Here is a 20,856-nt window from a genome sequence, read left to right as displayed (position 1 = left end):
AAAATGAACAAGTCCGTACCCACCACTCCATACCAGGATCAGAAGCCCGGCACGTCTGGGCTGCGCAAGAAGGTCCCGGTATTCCAGCAGCCGAACTACGCCGAGAACTTCGTCCAGTCGATCTTTGATTCGCTGGAGGGGTATCAGGGCAAGACCCTCGTCATCGGCGGTGACGGACGCTACTACAACAAGGAAGTCATCCAGAAAGCGATCAAGATGGCCGCCGCCAATGGCTTCGGCAAGGTCATCGTCGGCAAGGGCGGCATTCTGTCGACGCCGGCAGCCTCGCATGTCATCCGCAAGTACAAGGCGTTCGGCGGCATCATCCTGTCTGCCAGCCACAACCCCGGCGGCCCGACCGAAGACTTCGGCATCAAGTACAACATCAGCAATGGTGGCCCGGCGCCTGAAAAGATCACCGACGCGATCTATGCCCGCACCAAGACGATCGACAGCTACAAGATCGCCGATTTCCCCGATGTCAACCTCGACCGCATCGGCAAGGACGAACTGCCCGGCGGCATGATGCTGTCGGTTCTGGATTCGGTCGAAGACTATACCGCGCTGATGGAAGAGCTGTTCGATTTCGGCGCCATCCGCAATCTCGTCAGCCTCGGCTTCCGCATTACCTTCGACGCGATGAGCGCCGTCACCGGCCCCTACGCCAAGGAGATCTTCGAAAACCGTCTCGGCGCGCCGGATGGATCGGTTCGCAACTTCATGCCGCTGCCCGATTTCGGCGGCCACCATCCGGACCCCAACCCGGTTCACTGCAAGGAACTCTACGACGAGATGATGGGCGGTGACGCCCCCGATTTCGGCGCAGCCTCCGACGGCGACGGCGACCGCAACCTGATCATCGGCCGCGGCATCTTCGTGACGCCATCGGACAGCTTGGCGATCATCGCCGCCAACGCCCATCTGGCGCCCGGCTATTCCGGCGGCCTCACCGGCATCGCCCGTTCGATGCCGACCTCGGGTGCAGCCGACCGCGTCGCTGAAAAGCGCGGCATCGGCATGTACGAGACCCCGACCGGCTGGAAGTTCTTCGGCAACCTGCTCGACGCCAACATGGCGACGATCTGTGGCGAGGAAAGTGCGGGCACCGGCTCCAACCACGTCCGCGAGAAGGACGGCCTCTGGGCCGTGCTGATGTGGCTGAACATCCTCGCCGTGCGCGGCGAAAGCGTTCAGGACATCGTCACCCAGCATTGGCAGACCTACGGCCGCAACTACTATTCCCGCCACGACTATGAAGGCGTCGATACCGATGCCGCCAACGGTCTGGTTGACAACCTGCGCCAGCAGCTGCCGACCCTGCCGGGCAAGACATTCGGCGCGCTGAAGGTCGAGAAGGCCGATGACTTTGCCTATCACGACCCGATCGACAAGTCGGTGAGCGAGCACCAGGGCATCCGCGTCATGTTCGAGGGTGGCTCCCGCGTCGTCTTCCGCCTGTCCGGCACCGGCACCTCGGGCGCCACGCTGCGCGTCTACATCGAGCGCTACGAGCCCGATTCCAGCCGCCACAACATCGAGACCCAGGAAGCGCTGGCCGATCTGATCGCCGCAGCCGAGACCATCGCCGACATTCGTGCCCGCACCGGGCGCGATGCTCCCTCCGTCATAACCTGACCGGAGCGACATGGCGGGGAAACAATCGGGGCAAGGCGGAGCGGTTATCTTCGACACAGGCGTCGATTTCGCCGTCTGGTCTCACCATGCCGGTCAGATCGAACTCTGCCTGTTCGATGCCGACGACCGGGAATTCACCCGCCTGGCCATGACACGAGGCGATGACCATGTTCATCGCCTCTTCGTCGACGGCCTGAGAGAGGGCGCCCGCTACGGCTACCGCGCCGATGGCATCTACGCCCCCGACAACGGCCTGTGGTTCGATCCCTCCAAGCTGCTGGTCGATCCCTATGCGAGGGAGCTCGACCGCCCCTTCCAATACGACCCGCTGCTCGCCACCTTCGGCGCCGACACCCAGCACCTGGTTCCGAAGGCGATCGTCACCCGCGACATCAAGGTGACACCGCAGAAACCGGTCTTCCGGCCCGGCGGCTTTGTCTACGAGGTCGCGGTCAGGCCCTTCACCATGCTGCATCCGGATGTGCCGGACGCCCAGCGCGGCACGGTGGCAGCGCTTGCCCACCCCTCGGTGATCGCCCACCTGAAGCGCATCGGCGTCGACGCCCTCGAGCTGATGCCGATCACTGCCTGGATCGACGAACGCCATTTGCCGCCGCTCGGCCTCACCAATGGCTGGGGCTACAACCCCGTCGCCTTGATGGCGCTTGATCCGCGGCTGGTGCCCGGCGGCATGGCGGAACTGCGCGACACGGTGGCCAGGCTGCACGCCGAAGGCATCGGCGTCATTCTCGACCTGGTCTTCAACCACACCGGCGAGAGCGACCGCTTCGGCCCGACCTTGTCGATGCGCGGCCTCGACAATCTCAGCCTGCTGCGCCACGCCCAGTACCGCCCGGGCGAGCTGATCAACGACACCGGCACCGGCAACACGGTCGCCTGCGACCACCCCTATGTCAGGCAGCTGATCATCGACAGCCTGCGCCATTTCGTGCTTGGTGCCGGCATCGACGGCTTCCGCTTCGACCTCGCCCCGATCATCGGCCGCACTGCCAATGGCTTCGAAGGCAACGGCGAGACACTGACGGCAATGCTCGCCGACGACGTGCTCGCCGACCGCATCATGATCGCCGAACCCTGGGACATCGGCCCCGGCGGCTACCAGCTCGGCAATTTCCCGGCCCCCTTCCTCGAATGGAACGACAGGGTGCGCGACGACCTGCGCTGCTACTGGCGCGGCGATGGCTACAAGACAGGCGCGCTGGCCTCGGCGCTGGCGGGATCTTCCGACCTGTTTTCACGCAACGGTGCCACCCAGACCCGCAGCGTCAATTTCCTCGCCGCCCATGACGGCTTCACGCTGAACGATCTCGTCTCCTACAACGGAAAGCACAACGAGGCGAACGGCGAGGACAACCGCGACGGCCACAACGAGAACCATTCGTGGAACAACGGCGTCGAGGGCGACACCCGCTACCCCGACATCATCGCCATGCGTCGCGCCGACATCCAAGCCCTGCTCTCCACCCTGTTCGTCACCCGCGGCACGGTGATGCTGACGGCTGGCGACGAGGCCGGCCGCAGCCAGCGCGGCAACAACAACGCCTATTGCCAGGACAACGCCATCACCTGGGTCGACTGGGCAGCCCTCGACGACGAACTGATCGCCCATACCGCCTTCGTCTCGGCACTGCGCAAGCGCTTCGGCGTCTTCTCGCAGTTCGGCTTCTTCAAGGGCGACGGCGACGTCGAATGGATCTCGCCCGCGGGCCAGCCGATGAACGTGTCCGAATGGGAGACGCCCGATTTCGCCACGCTCGGCATGCTCCTGAGATCGGTGGACAACAGCACACGCAAGCAGGTGCGGCTGGCAGTGCTCTTCAACCGCTCGCATGCTGAGCAGGTCTTTTCGCTGCCGGGCGGCATGCACTGGCGCCAGCTGACACCCAAGGGAACCATAAAAACCGACGGCCAGGCGCAAGTTCCAGCCCGCTCCGTCGCTTTCTTTATCGAAAATTGACCCACCCGAGGATTGCAACAATATCCTTGTCGCAATCGTCACAAACCCATTGTAAGTCTTTTAACAGCGGCTTTTTCAAGAGGAATTAATGGTCAAGGAAATTTCGCTCGCAGATGTGCGTGGACTGATCGGTACGGAAACCGGCCTGTCGGACTGGATCCTCGTAGACCAGACGATGATCGACGCTTTCGCCAATGCGACTGACGATCACCAGTTCATCCATGTGGACCCGGTCCGCGCCGCACAGAGCCCCTTCGGCGGCACCATCGCCCACGGCTTCCTCACCTTGTCGCTGCTGTCGACGATGAACTACAATTGCCTGCCCAAGGTGCGCGAGCAGACCATGGGCATCAATTACGGCTTCGACAACGTCCGCTTCGTCGCCCCCGTCAGGGTCGGCGCCCGCATCCGTGGCCACTTCATCCTCTCCGACGCCCGCTTCCGCGGCGCCGGCATGCTGATGACCAGCTACGAAATCTCGATCGAGATCGAAAACGAACGCAAGCCGGCGCTCACCGCCAAATGGATCACCATCGTCCAGTTCGACCCGAAGGATCGGCCGGAAGACGTTTGAGATGTCGCCCGTCGAGATCGAGAAGACCAAGCTGATCGCCAATGCGCTCGACCGGGCGTCAACTGCCTGCTTCACGGTCGGCATCGCGACGCCGCTGGCCGGTCTCCTCTACAACTTCGGAAATTTCGGCCTCTCCGTCTCCATCCCGCGCATGGACTTCGGCCTCGGCGGTTGGCTTGTCGCCGCAATTGCACTACATATCATGGCAAGACATGTTCTGAATGGGATCGGTCGATGAGTGATTGGACATTTGCTTTTGTCGTGACGCCCGCAATCGTCGTTCTGCTGGGCTATATCGCCATGCGCCTGCATCAGTGGGACATAAGGCGCCACCATCGCGAACCGGGCGAGTAGACCGCCGCATCACGCCGCCCCATTCACCTCGATGATGTTGCGATCCGGATCGAGCAGATAGGCTTGCGGAAAGCCCGCCGGACCCTTGCGTCTGACACGCAGTCTCCAGGGATCGCCCTCCTCCGCATCCTCGCGAAACCCGTGGCTCTCAAGCCGATGGATCGCCGCCTCGAAATCATCGGTGCGAAAGGCGAAATGCGTGTCGGTCGTGTCGATGGTCGGCCTGGGTCGAAATGTGCCGGCAGGATTGAGGATAAGATGCACCTGCTGCCCGCCACAGGAAAACCATGCCCCTTCGGAGCTGAAGGGCGGCCGCTCGATCTGCTCGAGGCCGAAGACATCGCGGTAGAAGGCGATCGAACGCGAGAGATCGCTAACGACGATGGAAACGTGATGCAGCATCATCGAAGACACCTCGCAACGGTCACGACAACACTCCGATGGGAGGCTCGCGCCGACGGATCATGCGCCAATGACGCCGATCCTGCAACGCAAAGTCAATCAACTCCGCAACGGGCAGGGGCGCAGAATCACGGCATTGTCGCCAGATGGCGCCGACCCGCCGGCAACCGCTCGACGCCGGCTACCCTCTCCGCCGTCATGCTCGGCCTTGTGCCGAGCACCTGCAAACGGTCCCATTGATGCGACTGAAATGGACACTTGCGCGAAGACCTGCGGCGGACGCTTTTGGTGCGACTTGAACGACCATCCACGGACGTCGCAGATCAAGCAACGTGATCAGATTATCCTCGGTACAGGCCCGAGGACGACGCCGACGTCGCGGGAGACCGCCCGCCATAGAGCGTCATCGCCCCCGGCAACCGCATTCAATGCGCCGCGTCTGCAGCACCCTCAGTCAGCAGACCGAACACGAAGTCGCCGAACGAGCGCCAGCACTCCACCCGGAACGTGTCTTCCTCGGTCCTGAACAGCACGATCTCGGCCTTGCCGAACATCGTGCGGGTGCAGGCGCCAACCGGAAACGTCTCGAGCGACAGATCCTGCGGGCAGCCGGCCGAAATCGTGGTCTCGGCGCCCGGGCCGGAGACGATGATCGCCACGTTGCGGTGCGAGACATCGGTCGCCGAGTGCAGCACGCCTGATTTGGCGAGCGCCGCCGTCATGTCAGCGCCGCTCTCGTCGATGACAAGCCATTCGTCCGGGCCGAGCCAGAGCGCCGAGCGACCGTCCGAGCGGCCGGATGTCTTCGGCGCGTTCGGCACGGTCAGGCCGAGTGCAGCCGAAAGTGCTGCCAGCGATTGCGCCGGTGCGCGCAGCGATACGCGGCTGGCGTGAGGTGCCGGGGTCAGGCGCACGGCGGCAGAGCCGCCGCTCTTGCCGGAGAGAACGGATTTGCGAACTGCCGTATCAGCCATTGATGCGGCCTCCTTCCTTGTCAAAGAACACCATGTCGACAACCTCGACGGCAATCGTCTTGTCGGGCATCGGCACGTAGAGCGTCTCGCCCTTGCGCGCCCGGCCGCCGGCAACCAGTGCGAAGGCAATCGACTGCCCGAGATTTTCCGACCAGTAGGACGAGGTCACATGACCGAGCATGGTCATCGGCTTCGGCTGGTTCGGGTTGGCAACGATCTGCGCCCCCTCTTCCAGCACCAGCATCGGATCCTTGGTGATCAGGCCGACCAGCTGCTTGCGGCCTTCCTTGACCAGATCCGGCCGCTTCAACCCGCGAATGCCGACGAAATCGGTCTTCTTCTTCGAGACAGCCCAGGAAAGACCGGCATCATCGGGCGTCACAGTGCCGTCCGTATCCTGGCCGACGATGATGTAGCCCTTCTCGGCGCGAAGAACGTGCATCGTCTCCGTGCCGTAGACGCAGGCGCCGAGCGGCTCGGCATTGGCCCAGACCGCCTCCAGCACCGCCTGGCCGTAATCGGCCGGCACGTTGATTTCGAAGCCGACTTCGCCGGTGAACGACACGCGGAACAGCCGCGCCGGAACCCCCATGACCGTGCACTCGGCGACGCTCATATGCGGGAAGGCCTCGTTGGAGAGATCCACGCCCTCGACCAGCGGCGCGATGATGTCGCGCGCCTTCGGCCCCTGGACGGCAATGACGGCCCACTGCTCGGTCACCGATGTCAGCCACACCTTCAGATGCGGGAATTCGGTCTGCAGATAGTCTTCCATGTGGTTGAGAACCCGCGGCGCACCGCCCGTCGTCGTCGTCACGTGGAAGCGATCATCGGCCAGACGCCCGACGACGCCGTCATCATAAACGAAGCCGTCTTCGCGGGTCATGATGCCGTAACGGCACTTGCCGGGCTTCAGCGTGTCCCAGGCGTTGGTGTACATCAGGTTCATGAATTCGGCGGCATCCGGGCCGACGACTTCGATCTTGCCGAGCGTCGAGGCATCGAACACGCCGGCGACATCGCGCGCCGTCTTGCATTCGCGCGAAACCGCCTGATGCATCGTCTCGCCGGCACGCGGATAGAACCAGGCACGCTTCCAGTTGCCGACATCCTCGAACACCGCACCCTGGGCTTCTTCCCACTGGTGCAGCGGCGTCTTGCGCGTCGGGTCGAACAACTCGCCACGTGAATGGGCGATCAGAGTGCCGTAGGTCACCGGCGTATAGGGCGCGCGGAAGGTGGTGAGACCGACCTGCGGGATCGGCCGGCCGAGCATCTCGGCGGCAATCGCCAGGCCGTGCATGTTGGACAGCTTGCCCTGGTCGGACGCCATGCCGTTGGTGGTGAAGCGCTTGATGTGTTCGATCGAGTGCATGCCTTCGCGCACCGCAAGGCGGATGTCCTTGGCGCAGACGTCGTGCTGGAAATCGATGAACGCCTTGGCGCTGGTCTCCGGACCCGCCCCTTCGGCAGCCCCGATCATCCCGCCCGTCCACTGATAGGCCTGCTCGGAAGACAGGCTGATCTTGCCGCCCGACGATTCTCCTCCGGCCGACTTGCCTGCGGCCTGGGCCATCAACTCGCCGGCGGCCAGCGATTCCTCGATGGTCTGCTGCAGATCGTCGGTGCCGTTGCAGGCACCGACCGAAAGGCAATCCTGCGCATAGGTGCCGGGCAGGAAGCGCTGGCTTTCCGGCTCGAAGGCCACCTTGCCGCGCGACTGCGAGAACAGATGCACCGAAGGCGTCCAGCCGGCCGACACCAGCAGCGCATCGACAGCGATCTTGCGCGGCGAGCCGCCGCCGTTGCGGGCAACGGTCATCGAGGAAACCCGCAGCTTGCCGGCGGTGTTGACCACCGACTGTCCGGCAAGAACGTCGATCCCCAGCGAACGCGCTTCGGCCAGCACTTCAGCGCCAGGCGTCTGGCGGCAATCGACGATCGCAGCGATCTCGACGCCTGCTCGTTTCAGGTCGAAGGCGGCTTCATAGGCAGAATCATGCGCCGTATAGACGCCGACCTTCTGGCCGACGGTAACGCCGTACTGGTTGAGATACATCCGCGCCGCCGAGGCCAGCATGATGCCGGGACGGTCGTTGTTCGGGAACACCATGTGCCGCTCGATGGCGCCATTGGCGAGGATGACGCGCTTGGCGCGCACCTGCCAGAGACGCTCGCGCGGCAGGTCGCGGCCGGGATTGGCAACGTGATCGGTGACGCGCTCGGCGAGACCGATGAAATTGTGGTTGTAGTATCCGAAAGCCGTGGTGCGGGAGAGAACCTGCACATTGTCCATCGCCTTCAGGCTGGCAATCGTCTTCTGCGCCCAGTCGAAACCGTTGAGACCATCGATCCTGACGCTGCTGTCGAAACGCAGCGCCCCACCGGCTTCCGCCTGCTCGTCGCAGAGGATCACCTTGGCACCGGCCTTGGCTGCAGCCAGCGCCGCCGAAAGACCGGCGACACCGGCGCCGACGACCAGCACGTCGCAATGCGCGTAACGGCTGGCATAGTGATCGGGATCTGCTTCCTTCGGGGCGACGCCCAGACCGGCGGCACGACGGATGATCGGCTCGTAGACATGCTTCCACGCAGCCCGCGGCCACATGAAGGTCTTGTAGTAGAAGCCGGCCGCAAAGAACGGCGCCATCAGATTGTTGATGCCGCCGATATCAAACGCCAGCGACGGGAAGCGGTTCTGCGATTCGACGATCATGCCGTCGAACACTTCCTGCACCGTGGCGCGCACGTTCGGCTGCTTGCGGGCGCTGTCGCGCGATACGTCGATCAGCGCGTTCGGCTCCTCGGCACCGGCCGAGAGAATGCCGCGCGGGCGGTGATACTTGAACGAGCGGCCGACCAGGTGGATGTTGTTGGCAATCAGCGCCGAGGCGACGGTATCGCCCTCGAGCGCCGTATAGGTCTTGCCATCGAAGGTGAAGCGCGCGGTTCTGGCGGGCGTCAGCCGGCCCTTGCCGGAGATGCGATTGGTGCCGCTCATCGTGCGTCTCCTTCCGTCGCTTCATAGGTTTCGACAGCAGCAGGCGCAGGAGCCGCCCCGATCTCCGGCTTCGGCTCACCGGCTTTGTAAGTCATGACGAACTTGTCGCTGATCGTGTCGCGCACCGCATTGAAGAACCGGCCGCAGCCGTGCAGGTGCCGCCAGCGCTCGTAGATGATGCCTTTGGGATTGTCGCGCAGGAAGAAATACTCCGCGAACTCCTCGTCGGAGATCGCGGCGATGTTTTCCGAGCGCGCGATATGCGCATCGCCGGCGCCGTGGAATTCCAGCTCGGAGCGGTCTTCCTGACAGTAGGGGCAGTAGATGAGAAGCATGATATCCTCGTGTCAGTGCGCGACGGCAGCGGCAGCTGCCTCGTCGATCAGGCGGCCGGTGCGGAAACGGTCGAGCGTCAGGCCGGCGCCGAGCTTGTGCGCCTCGTCGCGGGCGATCAGATGCGCGAACAGATGCGCCGAACCCGGCGTCGCCTTGAAGCCACCCGTACCCCAGCCGCAGTTGACGTAGAGACCGGGAACCGGCGTCTTCGACTGGATCGGCGAACGATCCGGCGTGTTGTCGGTGATCCCGCCCCACTGGCGCATCATCTTGACGCGGCGGAACATCGGGAACAGCTCGCAGATCGCATCCAGCGTATGGGTGATGATCTGCAACCCGCCCGTCTGGCTGTACGAGACATACTGGTCGGTGCCGGCGCCGATCACCAGCTCGCCCTTGTCGGACTGCGAGATGTAGGCATGCACGGTGTTCGACATCACCACGCAGGGGAAGATCGGCTTCAGCGGTTCGGATACCAGCGCCTGCAGCGGATTGCTGACCAGCGGCACCCGCACGTCGGCCATCGACATGACGATCGAGTTGTGGCCGGACGCCGACACGCCGACCTTCTTGGCACCGATGAAACCGCGCGAGGTATCGACACCGGTGACGCGCCCGTCGGGCCCGCGGCGGATGCCGGTCACTTCGCAATTCTGGATGATGTGGACGCCGCGATCGGACGCCGCACGGGCATAGCCCCAGGCCACCGCATCGTGACGCGCCGTGCCGCCGCGGCGCTGTAGCGCTGCACCGTTGATCGGGTAGCGGGCGCTGGCGGAAATATCGAGCGGCGGACAGTAGGCCTTTGCCTGCTCCGGCGACATCCACTCATTGTCGATGCCGTAGAGCCGGTTGGCATGGATATGGCGCTTGAACGACTGCTGGTCGTGCACATTGTGCGACAGCATCATCACGCCGCGCGGCGAGTACATGACGTTGTAGTTGAGCTCCTGGCTCAAGCCCTCCCAGAGCTTCAGCGAGTGCTCGAAAATGTCCATGCTCTCTTCGTAGAGATAGTTCGAGCGGATGATGGTGGTGTTGCGGCCGGTATTGCCGCCGCCGAGCCAGCCCTTTTCGATCACCGCGACATTGGTGATGCCGTGCTCCTTGGCGAGATAATAGGCCGCACCCAGCCCGTGCCCGCCGCCACCGATGATGATGACGTCGTATTCGGAACGCGGCTCGGGCGAAGTCCACTGCTTGTCCCAGCCCTTATGGCCGCGAAGGGCCTCCCGTGCCACGGCAAAAACCGAATATCTGCGCATCCGCATTCATCTCCTTGGGGGAAAGATCCCTTGTCGTCGGCCATACAAATCGCAAATCCAAAAGCGGCACAACGTTTCTTTTGCGACGCGAAGTGGCTTTTGTTTTGACACGGCGAAAGATTGCGACGGATGAGGCGCGATTGCCTCGCTCGCCGGCAACGTCGCCAGCGCCGGAGCCCTGCGGCGTCACCCCGATGGAACCTAGATTGCGCACAAACGTTTATGTAGGTAACCGAAAGGATCTCGATATGAGAAAATTCATGACGACAATGGCTGCAGGCAGTTTGAGCGCTCTGATGGCGCTGACTGCGACAGCGCCCGTGCAGGCCATGCCACTTCAGCCCGTCAATGGCATTGAACAGCAGTCAAATGCACGCGGTTCGGATATCCAGAATGTCGATTGGCGCGATCATCGCCGCGGCTGGGATCGCCGTCACGACCGCCGCGACGACTGGCGCCGCCACAACTATCGCGACCGTCATCACAGCCATCACGGCAACGGCGCTGCCATCATCGGCGGCCTGGCAGCTGGCGCAATCATCGGTGGCGCAATCGCCAACAGCAATCACAACCGTTACTACTACCACAACGGCCGTCGCTATCTCCGCGATTAGAGCGTGAATGGCAACAGCAAACGAGGTCGCATGTCAGATGCGGCCTTTTTCGTATCTGGACTATTCTGGAAAGGCTCGAAAGCGATCTTTCAAGGCGATAATTTCAGCCCGAACGAGGATTGCTCGCTTCGAAGGCGTGGCAGCAGGAGCTCGCAGCCAACTGATGTGGTCGAGGCCATACTGGGCAGATGGCAACCACAAGGCCCATCGCCATCCAAAACCGCAAACAGTGGCACAGGCCCGGAGGGCCTGATGCCATTGTGCTTTTTGGAAACCCGGAGACCGGGAGAGTGCCGGTGCGCGTCGGATGACGCGCGGCACGTGTTAGGAGGAGGACGCGGTCTTGGATGCCGCCCGCTTCTTCTTTGCGGGGACAACCTCAGGCGGGGCTTCAGCAGCCTGCTGCAGGCGTAGCGCCTTCAGCTTTTCCGTCTTCTTTTCGCGGGCCGCGGCCTCGGCTGATACGATTGCCCTGGCTGTCGTGTCGGTGACAGCTGCCTTATCGCGTGATGAGAGCTTGGCCTGATTGAAGAATTCATTGTTTGAAGTCATCTGCACTCTCTCTATCTGAACGATCTGCCCGAAAGCGGATCAGCGTGCCGGACGCACAGCCTTCTTCGGAGCAGGAAGCAGACCTTCGCGCTGAAGCTTCTTGCGGGCCAGCTTGCGCTGACGACGAACGGCTTCAGCCTTTTCGCGAACGCGCTTTTCAGATGGCTTTTCATAGGCGCTGCGCGCCTTGAACTCGCGGAAGAGACCTTCGCGCTGCATTTTCTTCTTCAGAACGCGAAGCGCCTGATCGACATTGTTATCCCTGACGAGAACCTGCAAACTCTATTCCTTTCGTGCGGCAACTGGGTTGCCAGTTAGTGACGGAGCCGGAGACTATTTCCTGACCCTGATGCTAGAAGACTTGAGCCAAGACCCGGTCTCGACAATCGCCACGGTTTCGTTGCTTGGCATCGGAGATGCCGGTTGGTTGGTGTCTATATCGCTTTCGACGATACGACGATCGAAATTCTCGGTCGCGAAGCGAACCCGGTATTGCCGCCCACGACCACCGTCGGAGGGAAGCACGGCAGAAATCGTACATGTCCGTCTGGCCGTGTCCGTGCGGACGAAGCCATCTTTCAGAACGATCATGTCTCCGACAGCGAATCTGGGAGTGAGTGCCATTGTCTTCTTACCGAGCTATCGTCGCGTTTCTTAAAAAAGCATAAAAGGCCGGGTGTAAACCCGACCTCTCCCGTCAATTGCCTGCAGCTGCCGGTACATCCGTGGTCAGCCAAGGCAAATGACAATTATTCAGCGCGCAGGTTGTCTGCGGAATTCTTGCCCGAACGCTTGTCGGCAACGAGCTCGTAAGACAGCTTCTGGCCGTCCTTGAGGTCGCGCATGCCGGCACGTTCGACAGCCGAGATGTGAACGAATACGTCAGCAGCGCCATCGTCAGGCTGAATGAAGCCGAAGCCCTTGGTGCTGTTGAACCACTTTACGGTACCTGTAGTCATAACGATCGCCTTTCAATGCTCGTTATTACCCAGAGAGTATTCCCTGGGTTTGATCGATTTTGAGAGGAGATCTGACGGAGCGTTTGGCTCTTTGACAAAGGTCACAAGCAATGGTCGATGGGCCGATTATAGAGCAAAAGGTTACAGATGCAAGGAATGAACCGGAAATAGCCGTTCCCGCAATGCAACCATCAGCTTGTGCACAGCAGCATGCGACCAATCCGCGACGCTGTAAACGGAAAAATGCGCTGACGGCGAAGTTGAGCCCGGAATTGCCCGGATTTTTCCGCTCAGACCCGCTGATCCATATGGACTCACGCCCGGTGATCTGGTAATCCCGCCCCCATTCGCGAGGCGCCGCCGCGCGGAACAAATATTTCTTGCCCCGGTCACTGCGCTGACCCCGGCATCAACCGAACCAAAGGAACGTGACACTCGTGCAGGTACTCGTCCGCGACAACAATGTTGATCAGGCTCTCCGCGCTCTCAAGAAGAAGCTGCAGCGTGAAGGCGTTTTCCGTGAAATGAAAATGCACGACTACTACGAAAAGCCTTCGGAAAAGCGCGTTCGCGAACGCGCCGAAGCTGTTCGTCGTGTTCGCAAGCTTGCTCGCAAGCGGATGCAGCGCGAAAGCGGTGTTGCTAGTCCGGCTGCACGTTAAACGTTCCCGTCGTTATTTCGACGTTTTCAAATGCATGTTGGCGGGGGCGATCTGGTCGCCACCGCCTTTTTTGTTTGCTGCTTAAGCCTGCCCGTCGATGACCGGCCGGCCGTATTGGGGAAAACGAGCCCGCATGGCTGATATGATGTCGAACACCCGCTCCTTGCGTGCGCCGAACAGGATTGCCGCTCTGCCGGCACTGGCGCTTGTTGCTGCCCTTGGCCTTGCTGGCTGCACGACGAACAACACCACCGATGCCGTCATCCGCATCGACAAGGCGCAGGGTTCGCAGGAAAACATCGCCTCGCTGACCTCGGTCATCAACGCCAACCCGCGCGATCCCGAGGGCTACAACGTTCGCGGCTCCGCCTATGGTCGCGGCGGTGATTTCCGCGCAGCGCTGAACGACTTCAACACCGCTCTGCAGCTCAACCCGAAATTCTACCAGGCCTACGCCAACCGTGCGCTCGTCTACCGCAACATGGGCCAGCAGCAGCAGGCGATCCAGGATTACAACGCCGCCCTGCAGCTCAACCCGAATTACGACGTGGCTCTGATCGGCCGCGGCAACGTCTACCGCACCGCCGGCCAGGACGACGCCGCCTTCAGCGATTTCAACAAGGCGATCCAGAACGGCACCACCGATGGCCGCGCCTACCACAATCGTGGCCTGCTCTTCCAGAAGCGCAACCAGCAGGACAAGGCGATCGACGATTTCTCCAAGGCGATCTCGCTGGCGCCGAACTCGCCGGAGCCCTATAACGGCCGCGGCATCTCCTATATCGCCACCAATGACGACGACAACGCCTTTGCCGACTTCAACCACGCGATCGAACTCAACGGCAACATCGCCGAATCCTGGGCCAACCAGGCGCTGGTCTACGAGCGCCGGGGCGACAAGCAGAAGGCCGCGCGCTCCTACCGCCACGCCATCGGCCTCGACCCGAAATACCAGCCGGCCAAGGATGGCCTGGCCCGCGTAGGCGTCCCGACCGCCGGTTAAACCGACCACGAGCGACGGGAGACGACGATGGCTGTCAGACTGCAAACTGTCGGGCCACATGTCATCGTCGTCGGCGCCGGCATCATCGGCGCCTCGATCGCCTGGCACCTGACCCGCGACGGCGCCAGCGTTACCGTGGTTGCCGAAGAAAACGGCGGCGTCGCCACCCCCTGCTCGTTTGCCTGGATCAACGCCAGCTCCGGCAATCCTGATTTCTATTTCCACTTCCGCCGCCGCTCGATGGCGGAATGGAAGCGGCTGGCAACCGAACTGCCCGGCTTGCCGCTCGAATGGTGCGGCAGCATCGGCTGGGACCTGCCGGCCGACAGACGCGAGGCCTTCGTTGCCGAGCAGGGCGCCTGGGGCTACGGCATCGAACACATCGGCCGCGATCAGATCAAGGCCCGCGAGCCCTATCTTGCCGTCATTCCCGATCTCGCTCTGTCTGTCGCCGAAGAAGGCGCCGTCGAGCCTGTGGCCGCGGCCCGGATGATGCTCGCCGATGCGCAGGCGCGTGGCGCGACCCTGCGCAATGCGACGGTGCGCGGCCTGATCCGCACCGGAGAGCGCATATCGGGCGTGGTCACCTCTGCCGGCGTGATCGAAGCCGATCATGTGGTGCTTGCATCGGGCGCCGGCACGCCGCCGCTGACCGCCAGCATCGAGATCGACTTGCCGATCGAAACCCCGGCCGGCCTCATTGTTCATTCGCGGCCGCACGCCAGGCGTCTGAACGGCCTGGTTCTGGCCACGCAGCTGCACATGCGCCAGACCGCCGAGGGCCGGATCATTGCCGGCAGCGACTTTGGCGGCACCGCACCCGGCGAAGATCAGCATGCCACCGCTGCCGCCCTGTTCGACAAGGTCCGCAACAGCCTGACGGACAGCCCGTCGCTCGCCATGGATTTCTTCACCGTCGGCTACCGGCCGACACCGAAGGACGGCTTTCCGATCATCGGCAATGCCTGCGACGGCCTCTACATCGCGCTCATGCACTCCGGTGTGACGCTGGCACCGCTGGCCGGCCTGCTCGCCTCCAGCGAGATTTTGAAGGGCGAGGCCGACCCGATGCTGGCGCCTTTCCGCCTCTCCCGGTTCGCCTGAAATCGCAACGCCACACCGTCCGACGAAATGCCTGCCGACATGCTTTAGTGTGTTGCAAGCATTCGGACCTGCCCCTAACATGCAGCAGGTTCGATAGCAGGCTATCGGGTATGTAATGGCGCGTTGAGGATAGGTGTCGTGGTCAGGATGGTCGCTTTAGCGCGTTCACAAAGCACTTTCGGCGATTGCCGCTCAGTCGTTATGCGACGCTTCTGCCGATGAAGCGAAGCATGCGTTTTTTCCCCAAGGCATCGATCGGCACCTATCTGATCGCGATGGCGGTGGCTGTCGCGCTGCCGATCTTCGCGCTGGTGGCGCTGCTGCTCGGCCAGCTGGAAGACAACCAGCGCTCGATCCTCAAGCGCGAGACCGCCCAGGACGCGACCGCAATGGCACGCGCCGTCGATCGCCAGCTGCAGGACATGGCCACGACCTTGAGATTGCTGTCGACCTCGCCCGAGCTCGAGCACAGTGACTTCGAAGCCTTTCATACCCGCACCGAAACCGCCATGCGCGCCGACACGCTCTATGTGCTCGCGGTCGACAGCACGGGCCAGCTGCTGCTCAACACCCGTGTCGATTATGGCACCCCGCTCGGCAAGACGGCGAATATGCGCTCGGTCGAATCGGTGATGCGCTCCGGCCGCATCGAGGCCTCCGACGTGTTCATGGGCCGCACCAGTGGCGAGTGGGTCTACAATGTCGCCATGCCGGTTCACATCGGCAAAGTTGCAGCGCTGATCATCACCCAGAATGCCGACGATCTCGCCAAGCTGGTCTCGACCGAGGGCCTTCCCGCCGACTGGTCGGCGGCGATCGTCGATCAGAGCGGCCATGTCGTCGCCTCTGCCGGCGCCACCAACCTTGCCTTCGGCAAACCCTTCGATCCGCGCATCCTGCCCTCGCTGGTCAATTCCAGCGGCGTCTACGAGGACAAGGACGTGCTGCCCCACGCCCTGCTCGGCTACGCGCAGATCCCCGGCTGGTCGTGGAAGGCGGTGATCTGGGGGCCGGTCGCCACCGCCCAGGCCTCGATCCTCACGACATGGCGTTTCCTGATCATCGGCGGCATTGCCCTGATGCTGGTGGCCATCCTTGCCGCCTATGCGGTGGCCCGCCAGGTCCGCACCACCATCCGCTCGATTGCCGACATGGCAAACCGGATGGGCGAAGGTCATATCGTCGCGCCGATCGAAACCAGCGTGATCGAGGCCAACCAGGTGGCCGTGGCGCTGTCCAACGCCTCCTTCGACCGCAGCCAGACGGAAGACCGGCTGCATTTCGTCATGAACGAACTCGTTCACCGCACCAAGAATATCCTGGCGCTCGCCCAGGCGATGATGCGCCAGATCGGCAAGCAGACCAACTCCGTCGAGGAGTTCCAGGCCGCCGTCGCCGACCGCCTCGAGGGTCTGGGGCGCTCCATCCAGCTATTGACCAGCGAGCAATGGGCCGGCGCTTCGCTGCGCCGCGTGATCGACATTCATCTGGAAGCCTTCCCGCAGGCGCTGCAACAGATCGAGATATCAGGCACCGATTTCATGCTGAAGCCGGAAGCAGTGCAGAACCTCGGCCTCACCCTGCACGAACTCGCCACCAATTCGATCAAGTACGGCGCCCTCTCCGTGCCCCAGGGCCGCGTCAGGCTCTACTGGCAGGGCATCCAGGAGGACAAGCATGCCGAAGAGATGCTGCGCGTCATCTGGGAGGAAAGGAACGGCCCGCCGGTCACCGCCCCCGAGCGTTCGGGTTTCGGCACCACAGTCATAAAGAACCACGCCGCTGCCGCCTTCAGCGGCAACGTATCCGTCGATTTCAAGCCGGAAGGCCTGCGCTGGGAACTGACGGCGCCACGCCGCGTCCTGGAGCGCAGCTGACGCTGGGCCTGCCAGTTTCTATCGCCGCTCGGACCTCGCGCTCAAAGGCGGATCGGGATGATGTTGCGGATACGGGCATCGCGCAGATAAAGACCGCCCCAGGCAAGAACGCCGAGAATCAGGCAGATCAGCTGCGGCGGCGAGAAGATCTCGCCGAGCCTGAAATGGATGCTGATCGCCCCGCCCAGGAACCCCGTCATCAGGATCGCCCCGAGCACGGCGGTCGCCGGGATGATATAGAGCACCACGCAGACGATAATGATCAGGCCGAGCGCAGAGCCGAGTTCCGGCGGAAAGCCCGACGCCGCCATCTCCGGCGCCATCGTCTGCGGAGAGAAAATATTGACGCCGGCATCGGCAAGCAATGCCAGCGACACGACAAAACTCAGAAGCCAACCGGCAATGATGCTGAAGCGAGAGACTTCGCGGTCCATGTGCAACATCCATTCAACAACAGGGTTTATCTATGGGAATGCACGTACACGGCGAATTATTCTGAATGATTGCCTCAGGATAAGATTGATATCAAGCGGATATACGCGCGCGCCTGGGAAAATCCCCTACACCCGCGTCGCGACATCTCAGTGATTGATCGCCTTGTTGATCTCTTCCGTCACCTTCTTGGCATCGCCAAGCAGCATCATCGTCCCGTCCTTGTAGAACAGCGTATTGTCGATCCCGGCATAGCCGGAGCCGAGCGAGCGCTTGACGAAGATGCAGGTCTTGGCCTTGTCGACGTCGAGGATCGGCATGCCGTAGATCGGCGAGGTCTTGTCGTCGCGCGCCGCCGGATTGGTGACGTCGTTGGCGCCGATGACATAGGCGACATCGGCCTGTGCGAATTCGGAATTGATATCCTCGAGTTCGAACACCTCGTCATAGGAGACATTGGCTTCGGCGAGCAGCACGTTCATATGGCCGGGCATGCGGCCTGCCACCGGATGGATGGCGTATTTGACCTCGACGCCGTTCTTCTTCAGATTGTCGGCCAGTTCGCGCAGCGCATGCTGCGCCTGCGCCACCGCCATGCCGTAGCCCGGCACGATGATCACCTTGGAGGCATTGGCCATCAGATAGGCCGCGTCCTCGGCCGAGCCGAGCTTCACGCTTCTGTCGGAATTGTCGGTGGCACCCGATGACGCCTCGCCGCCGAAGCCGCCGAGGATCACCGAGACGAACGACCGGTTCATCCCCTTGCACATGATGTAGGAGAGGATCGCCCCCGAAGAGCCGACCAGCGCGCCGGTGATGATCAGCGCCAGATTGCCGAGCGTAAAGCCGATACCGGCCGCGGCCCACCCCGAATAGGAGTTGAGCATCGACACGACGACCGGCATGTCCGCCCCGCCGATCGGCACGATCAGCAGCACGCCGAGCGCCAGCGACAGGGCGACGATCGCCCAGAAGTCGAAATGGCTTTCCGAGGCGCCGAGCCCGATGATGAAGAACACGATGAGCGCCAGCAGCGCCGCATTGATCACATGCCGGAACGGCAGCATGATCGGCTTGCCGGACATCCGCCCGTCGAGCTTGAGAAACGCGATGATCGAGCCGGTGAAGGTCAGCGCGCCGATCGCAGCACCGAGCGCCATTTCGACGCGCGCCTCGGTGTGGATCAGGCCGATCTCGCCGATGCCGAAGGAGGCCGGCGTATAGAGCGCAGACGCTGCCACCAGCACCGCGGCAAGGCCGACCAGCGAGTGAAAGCCGGCAACCAGCTGCGGCATCGACGTCATCGGGATGACGCGGGCGATATAGGCACCCGCCCCGCCGCCGATCGCCAGGCCGAGCACGATCAGCGCCAGCCCGCCGAAGGAGGGCGTTGCCAGCGTCAGCGTCGTCAGGATGGCGATCCCCATGCCGACCATGCCGTAGAGATTGCCCTTGCGGCTGGTGGCCGGATGCGACAGGCCGCGCAATGCGAGGATGAAAAGGACGCCGGAGACGAGATAGAGGAAGGCTGCGATACTCTGCATCAGGGCCTCACTTGTCCTTCTTCTTGTACATCGCCAGCATTCGCTGGGTGACAAGGAAGCCGCCGAAGATGTTCACCGAGACAAGCACCAGCGCCACGAAGCCGAAGCCGGTCGCCAGCCCGCTGGTCGAAATGCCGACGGCAAGCAGCGCACCGACGACGATCACCGAGGAAATCGCATTGGTGACGGCCATCAGCGGCGTATGCAGCGCCGGCGTCACCGACCAGACGACGTAATAGCCGACGAAGATCGCCAGCACGAAGATCGCGAACTGGAAGACGAAAGGATCGATCACCCCGCCGGTGGCGGCACTGGCCACCTCTGGCGCATTGGCGGCGGCCGTGGCCACCGCGCCGACGGCGTGGTTCAGCTGCTCCAGCGCCCGGTCCATCTGTTCCGTGGCCATCACTTTTCCCCTTTCGTCTGACCGCCGAATGCCGGATGCACCACGGCACCGGCATGGGTCAGCATCGTCGCCTTGATCAGCTCGTCGTCGAGATTGAGGACAATCGCCCTGGTCTCCTTGTCGATCATCGTCTCGAGGAAGGTGACGAGGTTCTTGGCATAGAGCGCCGAGGCACTGGCCGCGATCCGCCCCGCCATGTTGGCAAAGCCGATGACGCGGACGCCATCGACATCGGCGATCTTGCCCGGCTTGACGCCTTCGATATTGCCACCGCGCTCGACCGCCAGATCGACGGCCACCGCTCCCGGCTTCATTGTTGCAAGCATCGCCCGCGACACCAGCCTTGGCGCCGGACGGCCGGGGATCAGCGCCGTGGTGATGACGATATCCTGCTTGGCGATATGCTCGGCAACCAACGCCGCCTGCTTGGCCTGATAGGCCGCAGACATCTCCCTGGCATAGCCGCCCGCCGTCTCCGCCGCCTTGAACTCCTCGTCCTCGACGGCAATGAACTTGGCGCCCAGCGAGGCCACCTGCTCCTTGGCCGCCGGGCGAACATCGGTTGCCGAGACGGCAGCGCCGAGCCGCCGCGCGGTCGCGATCGCCTGCAGTCCGGCAACGCCGGCACCCATCACGAACACCTTGGCAGCAGGCACCGTGCCGGCCGCCGTCATCATCATCGGCAGGGCGCGATCATAGACCGCCGCCGCCTCGATAACCGCCTGATAGCCGGCGAGATTGGCCTGCGAGGAGAGCACGTCCATCGACTGCGCCCGGGTGATGCGCGGCATCAGCTCCATGGCGAAGGTCGAAAGCCCGGCCTTCGCCAAGCCCGAGATGGCCTCGTCGTGGCCGTAGGGGTCCATGATGGCGATGACGATGGCGCCGCTTCTGTAAGCCACAATCTCGGCCTCGCCCGGCCGCCGCACCTTCAGCACCACGTCGGCGCCGGCAGCCGCCCCGAGCGAACCGATCCGGGCGCCAACGGCCTCGTACTCGCTGTCGGGTATGCGCGAAAACTTGCCGGCCCCCGCCTCGACGATCACGTCGAGGCCGAGCGCCTTCATCTTCTTGACGGTTTCAGGAGACGCCGCAACGCGCGTCTCATCCGCCGTGATCTCCTTGGCCACGAAAACGATATTGCCCAACCGCCCCCTCCTCCGGGTCAGCAAGGCCGCAGCAGG

22 protein-coding genes are annotated in these 20,856 nt (G+C 62.9%); 9 read left to right on the top strand and 13 right to left on the bottom strand.

All coding sequences use genetic code 11. The features are described from left to right. The first annotated feature begins 3 nt into the window (after nucleotides 1-3). The 4 genes from GVL52_RS17020 (at nucleotide 4) to GVL52_RS17005 (ending at nucleotide 4,425) form a co-directional block, all read left to right on the top strand. Nucleotides 4-1,635, top strand: a complete 1,632-nt coding sequence (locus GVL52_RS17020) for an alpha-D-glucose phosphate-specific phosphoglucomutase (protein ID WP_160009216.1) — start codon at nucleotides 4-6, stop codon at nucleotides 1,633-1,635. 10 nt (nucleotides 1,636-1,645) lie between these two features. After that, entirely contained in the window at nucleotides 1,646-3,613 is a 1,968-nt protein-coding gene (gene glgX, locus GVL52_RS17015; RefSeq protein WP_160009214.1) for a glycogen debranching protein GlgX, read from the top strand. Nucleotides 3,614-3,701: 88 nt separating this feature from the next. Then, nucleotides 3,702-4,187: a MaoC family dehydratase gene (locus GVL52_RS17010; RefSeq protein WP_160009212.1), complete on the top strand. Its 486-nt coding sequence runs from the start codon at nucleotides 3,702-3,704 to the stop codon at nucleotides 4,185-4,187. 1 nt (nucleotide 4,188) lies between these two features. Then, the gene (locus GVL52_RS17005; RefSeq protein ID WP_160009210.1) at nucleotides 4,189-4,425 is read left to right on the top strand and encodes a hypothetical protein; all 237 of its coding nucleotides are present in this window, start codon (nucleotides 4,189-4,191) and stop codon (nucleotides 4,423-4,425) included. Between the two features lie 125 nt (nucleotides 4,426-4,550). Here the strand turns inward: GVL52_RS17005 and GVL52_RS17000 are convergent, their stop codons facing one another. The 5 genes from GVL52_RS17000 to GVL52_RS16980 form a co-directional block, all read right to left on the bottom strand. After that, nucleotides 4,551-4,946: a VOC family protein gene (locus tag GVL52_RS17000; protein ID WP_160009208.1), complete on the bottom strand. Its 396-nt coding sequence runs from the start codon at nucleotides 4,944-4,946 to the stop codon at nucleotides 4,551-4,553. 422 nt (nucleotides 4,947-5,368) lie between these two features. Beyond that, complete coding sequence (locus GVL52_RS16995; protein ID WP_160009206.1) at nucleotides 5,369-5,917, bottom strand: sarcosine oxidase subunit gamma; 549 nt, start codon at nucleotides 5,915-5,917, stop codon at nucleotides 5,369-5,371. Continuing rightward, nucleotides 5,910-8,918 carry a sarcosine oxidase subunit alpha gene (locus tag GVL52_RS16990; protein WP_160009204.1) on the bottom strand — a complete coding sequence of 1,003 codons (3,009 nt, stop codon included), beginning with the start codon at nucleotides 8,916-8,918 and terminating at the stop codon, nucleotides 5,910-5,912. The genes GVL52_RS16995 and GVL52_RS16990 overlap by 8 nt, the downstream gene beginning before the upstream one ends. Next, nucleotides 8,915-9,253: a sarcosine oxidase subunit delta gene (locus tag GVL52_RS16985; protein WP_160009202.1), complete on the bottom strand. Its 339-nt coding sequence runs from the start codon at nucleotides 9,251-9,253 to the stop codon at nucleotides 8,915-8,917. Before GVL52_RS16985 ends, GVL52_RS16990 begins: the two co-directional genes overlap by 4 nt. A 12-nt stretch (nucleotides 9,254-9,265) precedes the next feature. Continuing rightward, the gene (locus tag GVL52_RS16980) at nucleotides 9,266-10,519 is read right to left on the bottom strand and encodes a sarcosine oxidase subunit beta family protein (protein ID WP_160009200.1); all 1,254 of its coding nucleotides are present in this window, start codon (nucleotides 10,517-10,519) and stop codon (nucleotides 9,266-9,268) included. 248 nt (nucleotides 10,520-10,767) lie between these two features. Between GVL52_RS16980 and GVL52_RS30920 the strand changes: the two genes are divergently transcribed. After that, a complete protein-coding gene (locus tag GVL52_RS30920) occupies nucleotides 10,768-11,133 on the top strand; it encodes a BA14K family protein (RefSeq protein WP_244619209.1) in 366 nt (121 codons plus the stop codon). Between the two features lie 324 nt (nucleotides 11,134-11,457). Here the strand turns inward: GVL52_RS30920 and GVL52_RS16970 are convergent, their stop codons facing one another. The 4 genes from GVL52_RS16970 to GVL52_RS16960 form a co-directional block, all read right to left on the bottom strand. Beyond that, nucleotides 11,458-11,685, bottom strand: coding sequence for a hypothetical protein (locus GVL52_RS16970; RefSeq protein WP_160009198.1), 228 nt, complete (start codon nucleotides 11,683-11,685; stop codon nucleotides 11,458-11,460). A gap of 39 nt (nucleotides 11,686-11,724) precedes the next feature. Next, entirely contained in the window at nucleotides 11,725-11,964 is a 240-nt protein-coding gene (gene rpsU, locus GVL52_RS16965; protein WP_007527643.1) for a 30S ribosomal protein S21, read from the bottom strand. 54 nt (nucleotides 11,965-12,018) lie between these two features. Next, nucleotides 12,019-12,309, bottom strand: a complete 291-nt coding sequence (locus GVL52_RS30915) for a cold-shock protein (RefSeq protein ID WP_244619208.1) — start codon at nucleotides 12,307-12,309, stop codon at nucleotides 12,019-12,021. Nucleotides 12,310-12,434: 125 nt separating this feature from the next. Continuing rightward, entirely contained in the window at nucleotides 12,435-12,644 is a 210-nt protein-coding gene (locus tag GVL52_RS16960; RefSeq protein WP_160009196.1) for a cold-shock protein, read from the bottom strand. A 437-nt stretch (nucleotides 12,645-13,081) separates the two neighbouring features. Here GVL52_RS16960 and rpsU (GVL52_RS16955) point away from each other — a divergent pair, with 437 nt between their 5' ends. The 4 genes from rpsU (GVL52_RS16955) to GVL52_RS16940 all read left to right on the top strand — a co-directional run bounded on the left by rpsU (GVL52_RS16955) (nucleotide 13,082) and on the right by GVL52_RS16940 (nucleotide 17,290). After that, the gene (gene rpsU, locus GVL52_RS16955) at nucleotides 13,082-13,306 is read left to right on the top strand and encodes a 30S ribosomal protein S21 (protein WP_160009194.1); all 225 of its coding nucleotides are present in this window, start codon (nucleotides 13,082-13,084) and stop codon (nucleotides 13,304-13,306) included. 133 nt (nucleotides 13,307-13,439) lie between these two features. Further along, complete coding sequence (locus tag GVL52_RS16950) at nucleotides 13,440-14,309, top strand: tetratricopeptide repeat protein (protein WP_160009192.1); 870 nt, start codon at nucleotides 13,440-13,442, stop codon at nucleotides 14,307-14,309. A gap of 27 nt (nucleotides 14,310-14,336) precedes the next feature. Beyond that, nucleotides 14,337-15,413, top strand: a complete 1,077-nt coding sequence (locus tag GVL52_RS16945; protein ID WP_160009190.1) for an FAD-binding oxidoreductase — start codon at nucleotides 14,337-14,339, stop codon at nucleotides 15,411-15,413. 218 nt (nucleotides 15,414-15,631) lie between these two features. Next, a complete protein-coding gene (locus GVL52_RS16940; RefSeq protein WP_160009188.1) occupies nucleotides 15,632-17,290 on the top strand; it encodes a sensor histidine kinase in 1,659 nt (552 codons plus the stop codon). A 41-nt stretch (nucleotides 17,291-17,331) separates the two neighbouring features. Here the strand turns inward: GVL52_RS16940 and GVL52_RS16935 are convergent, their stop codons facing one another. The 4 genes from GVL52_RS16935 to GVL52_RS16920 form a co-directional block, all read right to left on the bottom strand. Next, nucleotides 17,332-17,724 carry a DoxX family protein gene (locus GVL52_RS16935; RefSeq protein WP_160009186.1) on the bottom strand — a complete coding sequence of 131 codons (393 nt, stop codon included), beginning with the start codon at nucleotides 17,722-17,724 and terminating at the stop codon, nucleotides 17,332-17,334. A 147-nt stretch (nucleotides 17,725-17,871) separates the two neighbouring features. Further along, nucleotides 17,872-19,266, bottom strand: coding sequence for an NAD(P)(+) transhydrogenase (Re/Si-specific) subunit beta (locus GVL52_RS16930; protein ID WP_160009184.1), 1,395 nt, complete (start codon nucleotides 19,264-19,266; stop codon nucleotides 17,872-17,874). A gap of 7 nt (nucleotides 19,267-19,273) precedes the next feature. Next, nucleotides 19,274-19,672, bottom strand: a complete 399-nt coding sequence (locus GVL52_RS16925; RefSeq protein WP_160009182.1) for a proton-translocating transhydrogenase family protein — start codon at nucleotides 19,670-19,672, stop codon at nucleotides 19,274-19,276. After that, the gene (locus GVL52_RS16920) at nucleotides 19,672-20,820 is read right to left on the bottom strand and encodes a Re/Si-specific NAD(P)(+) transhydrogenase subunit alpha (protein ID WP_160009180.1); all 1,149 of its coding nucleotides are present in this window, start codon (nucleotides 20,818-20,820) and stop codon (nucleotides 19,672-19,674) included. Before GVL52_RS16920 ends, GVL52_RS16925 begins: the two co-directional genes overlap by 1 nt. Nucleotides 20,821-20,856 lie beyond the last annotated feature (36 nt).

It is taken from the genome of Rhizobium sp. 18055, from assembly GCF_902706285.1.
GTDB lineage: Bacteria > Pseudomonadota > Alphaproteobacteria > Rhizobiales > Rhizobiaceae > Rhizobium.
The sequence above is the reverse complement of the archived record's forward strand: the minus strand, read 5'-3'. Positions and strand labels throughout refer to the sequence as shown.

Bases quoted from the DNA above. Each gene is read 5' to 3' on its own strand.
- GVL52_RS17005 (WP_160009210.1), top strand. From the start codon at position 4,189: ATGTCGCCCGTCGAGATCGAGAAGACCAAGCTGATCGCCAATGCGCTC.
- GVL52_RS30920 (WP_244619209.1), top strand. From the start codon at position 10,768: ATGAGAAAATTCATGACGACAATGGCTGCAGGCAGTTTGAGCGCTCTG.
- GVL52_RS16940 (WP_160009188.1), top strand. From the start codon at position 15,632: ATGAAGCGAAGCATGCGTTTTTTCCCCAAGGCATCGATCGGCACCTAT.
- GVL52_RS17000 (WP_160009208.1), bottom strand. From the start codon at position 4,946: ATGATGCTGCATCACGTTTCCATCGTCGTTAGCGATCTCTCGCGTTCG.
- GVL52_RS16995 (WP_160009206.1), bottom strand. From the start codon at position 5,917: ATGGCTGATACGGCAGTTCGCAAATCCGTTCTCTCCGGCAAGAGCGGC.
- glgX (WP_160009214.1), top strand. From the start codon at position 1,646: ATGGCGGGGAAACAATCGGGGCAAGGCGGAGCGGTTATCTTCGACACA.
- GVL52_RS16980 (WP_160009200.1), bottom strand. From the start codon at position 10,519: ATGCGCAGATATTCGGTTTTTGCCGTGGCACGGGAGGCCCTTCGCGGC.
- GVL52_RS16950 (WP_160009192.1), top strand. From the start codon at position 13,440: ATGGCTGATATGATGTCGAACACCCGCTCCTTGCGTGCGCCGAACAGG.
- GVL52_RS30915 (WP_244619208.1), bottom strand. From the start codon at position 12,309: ATGGCACTCACTCCCAGATTCGCTGTCGGAGACATGATCGTTCTGAAA.
- GVL52_RS16935 (WP_160009186.1), bottom strand. From the start codon at position 17,724: ATGGACCGCGAAGTCTCTCGCTTCAGCATCATTGCCGGTTGGCTTCTG.
- GVL52_RS16960 (WP_160009196.1), bottom strand. From the start codon at position 12,644: ATGACTACAGGTACCGTAAAGTGGTTCAACAGCACCAAGGGCTTCGGC.
- GVL52_RS16970 (WP_160009198.1), bottom strand. From the start codon at position 11,685: ATGACTTCAAACAATGAATTCTTCAATCAGGCCAAGCTCTCATCACGC.
- GVL52_RS16985 (WP_160009202.1), bottom strand. From the start codon at position 9,253: ATGCTTCTCATCTACTGCCCCTACTGTCAGGAAGACCGCTCCGAGCTG.
- GVL52_RS17010 (WP_160009212.1), top strand. From the start codon at position 3,702: ATGGTCAAGGAAATTTCGCTCGCAGATGTGCGTGGACTGATCGGTACG.
- GVL52_RS16925 (WP_160009182.1), bottom strand. From the start codon at position 19,672: ATGGCCACGGAACAGATGGACCGGGCGCTGGAGCAGCTGAACCACGCC.
- GVL52_RS16990 (WP_160009204.1), bottom strand. From the start codon at position 8,918: ATGAGCGGCACCAATCGCATCTCCGGCAAGGGCCGGCTGACGCCCGCC.
- GVL52_RS16930 (WP_160009184.1), bottom strand. From the start codon at position 19,266: ATGCAGAGTATCGCAGCCTTCCTCTATCTCGTCTCCGGCGTCCTTTTC.
- GVL52_RS17020 (WP_160009216.1), top strand. From the start codon at position 4: ATGAACAAGTCCGTACCCACCACTCCATACCAGGATCAGAAGCCCGGC.
- GVL52_RS16945 (WP_160009190.1), top strand. From the start codon at position 14,337: ATGGCTGTCAGACTGCAAACTGTCGGGCCACATGTCATCGTCGTCGGC.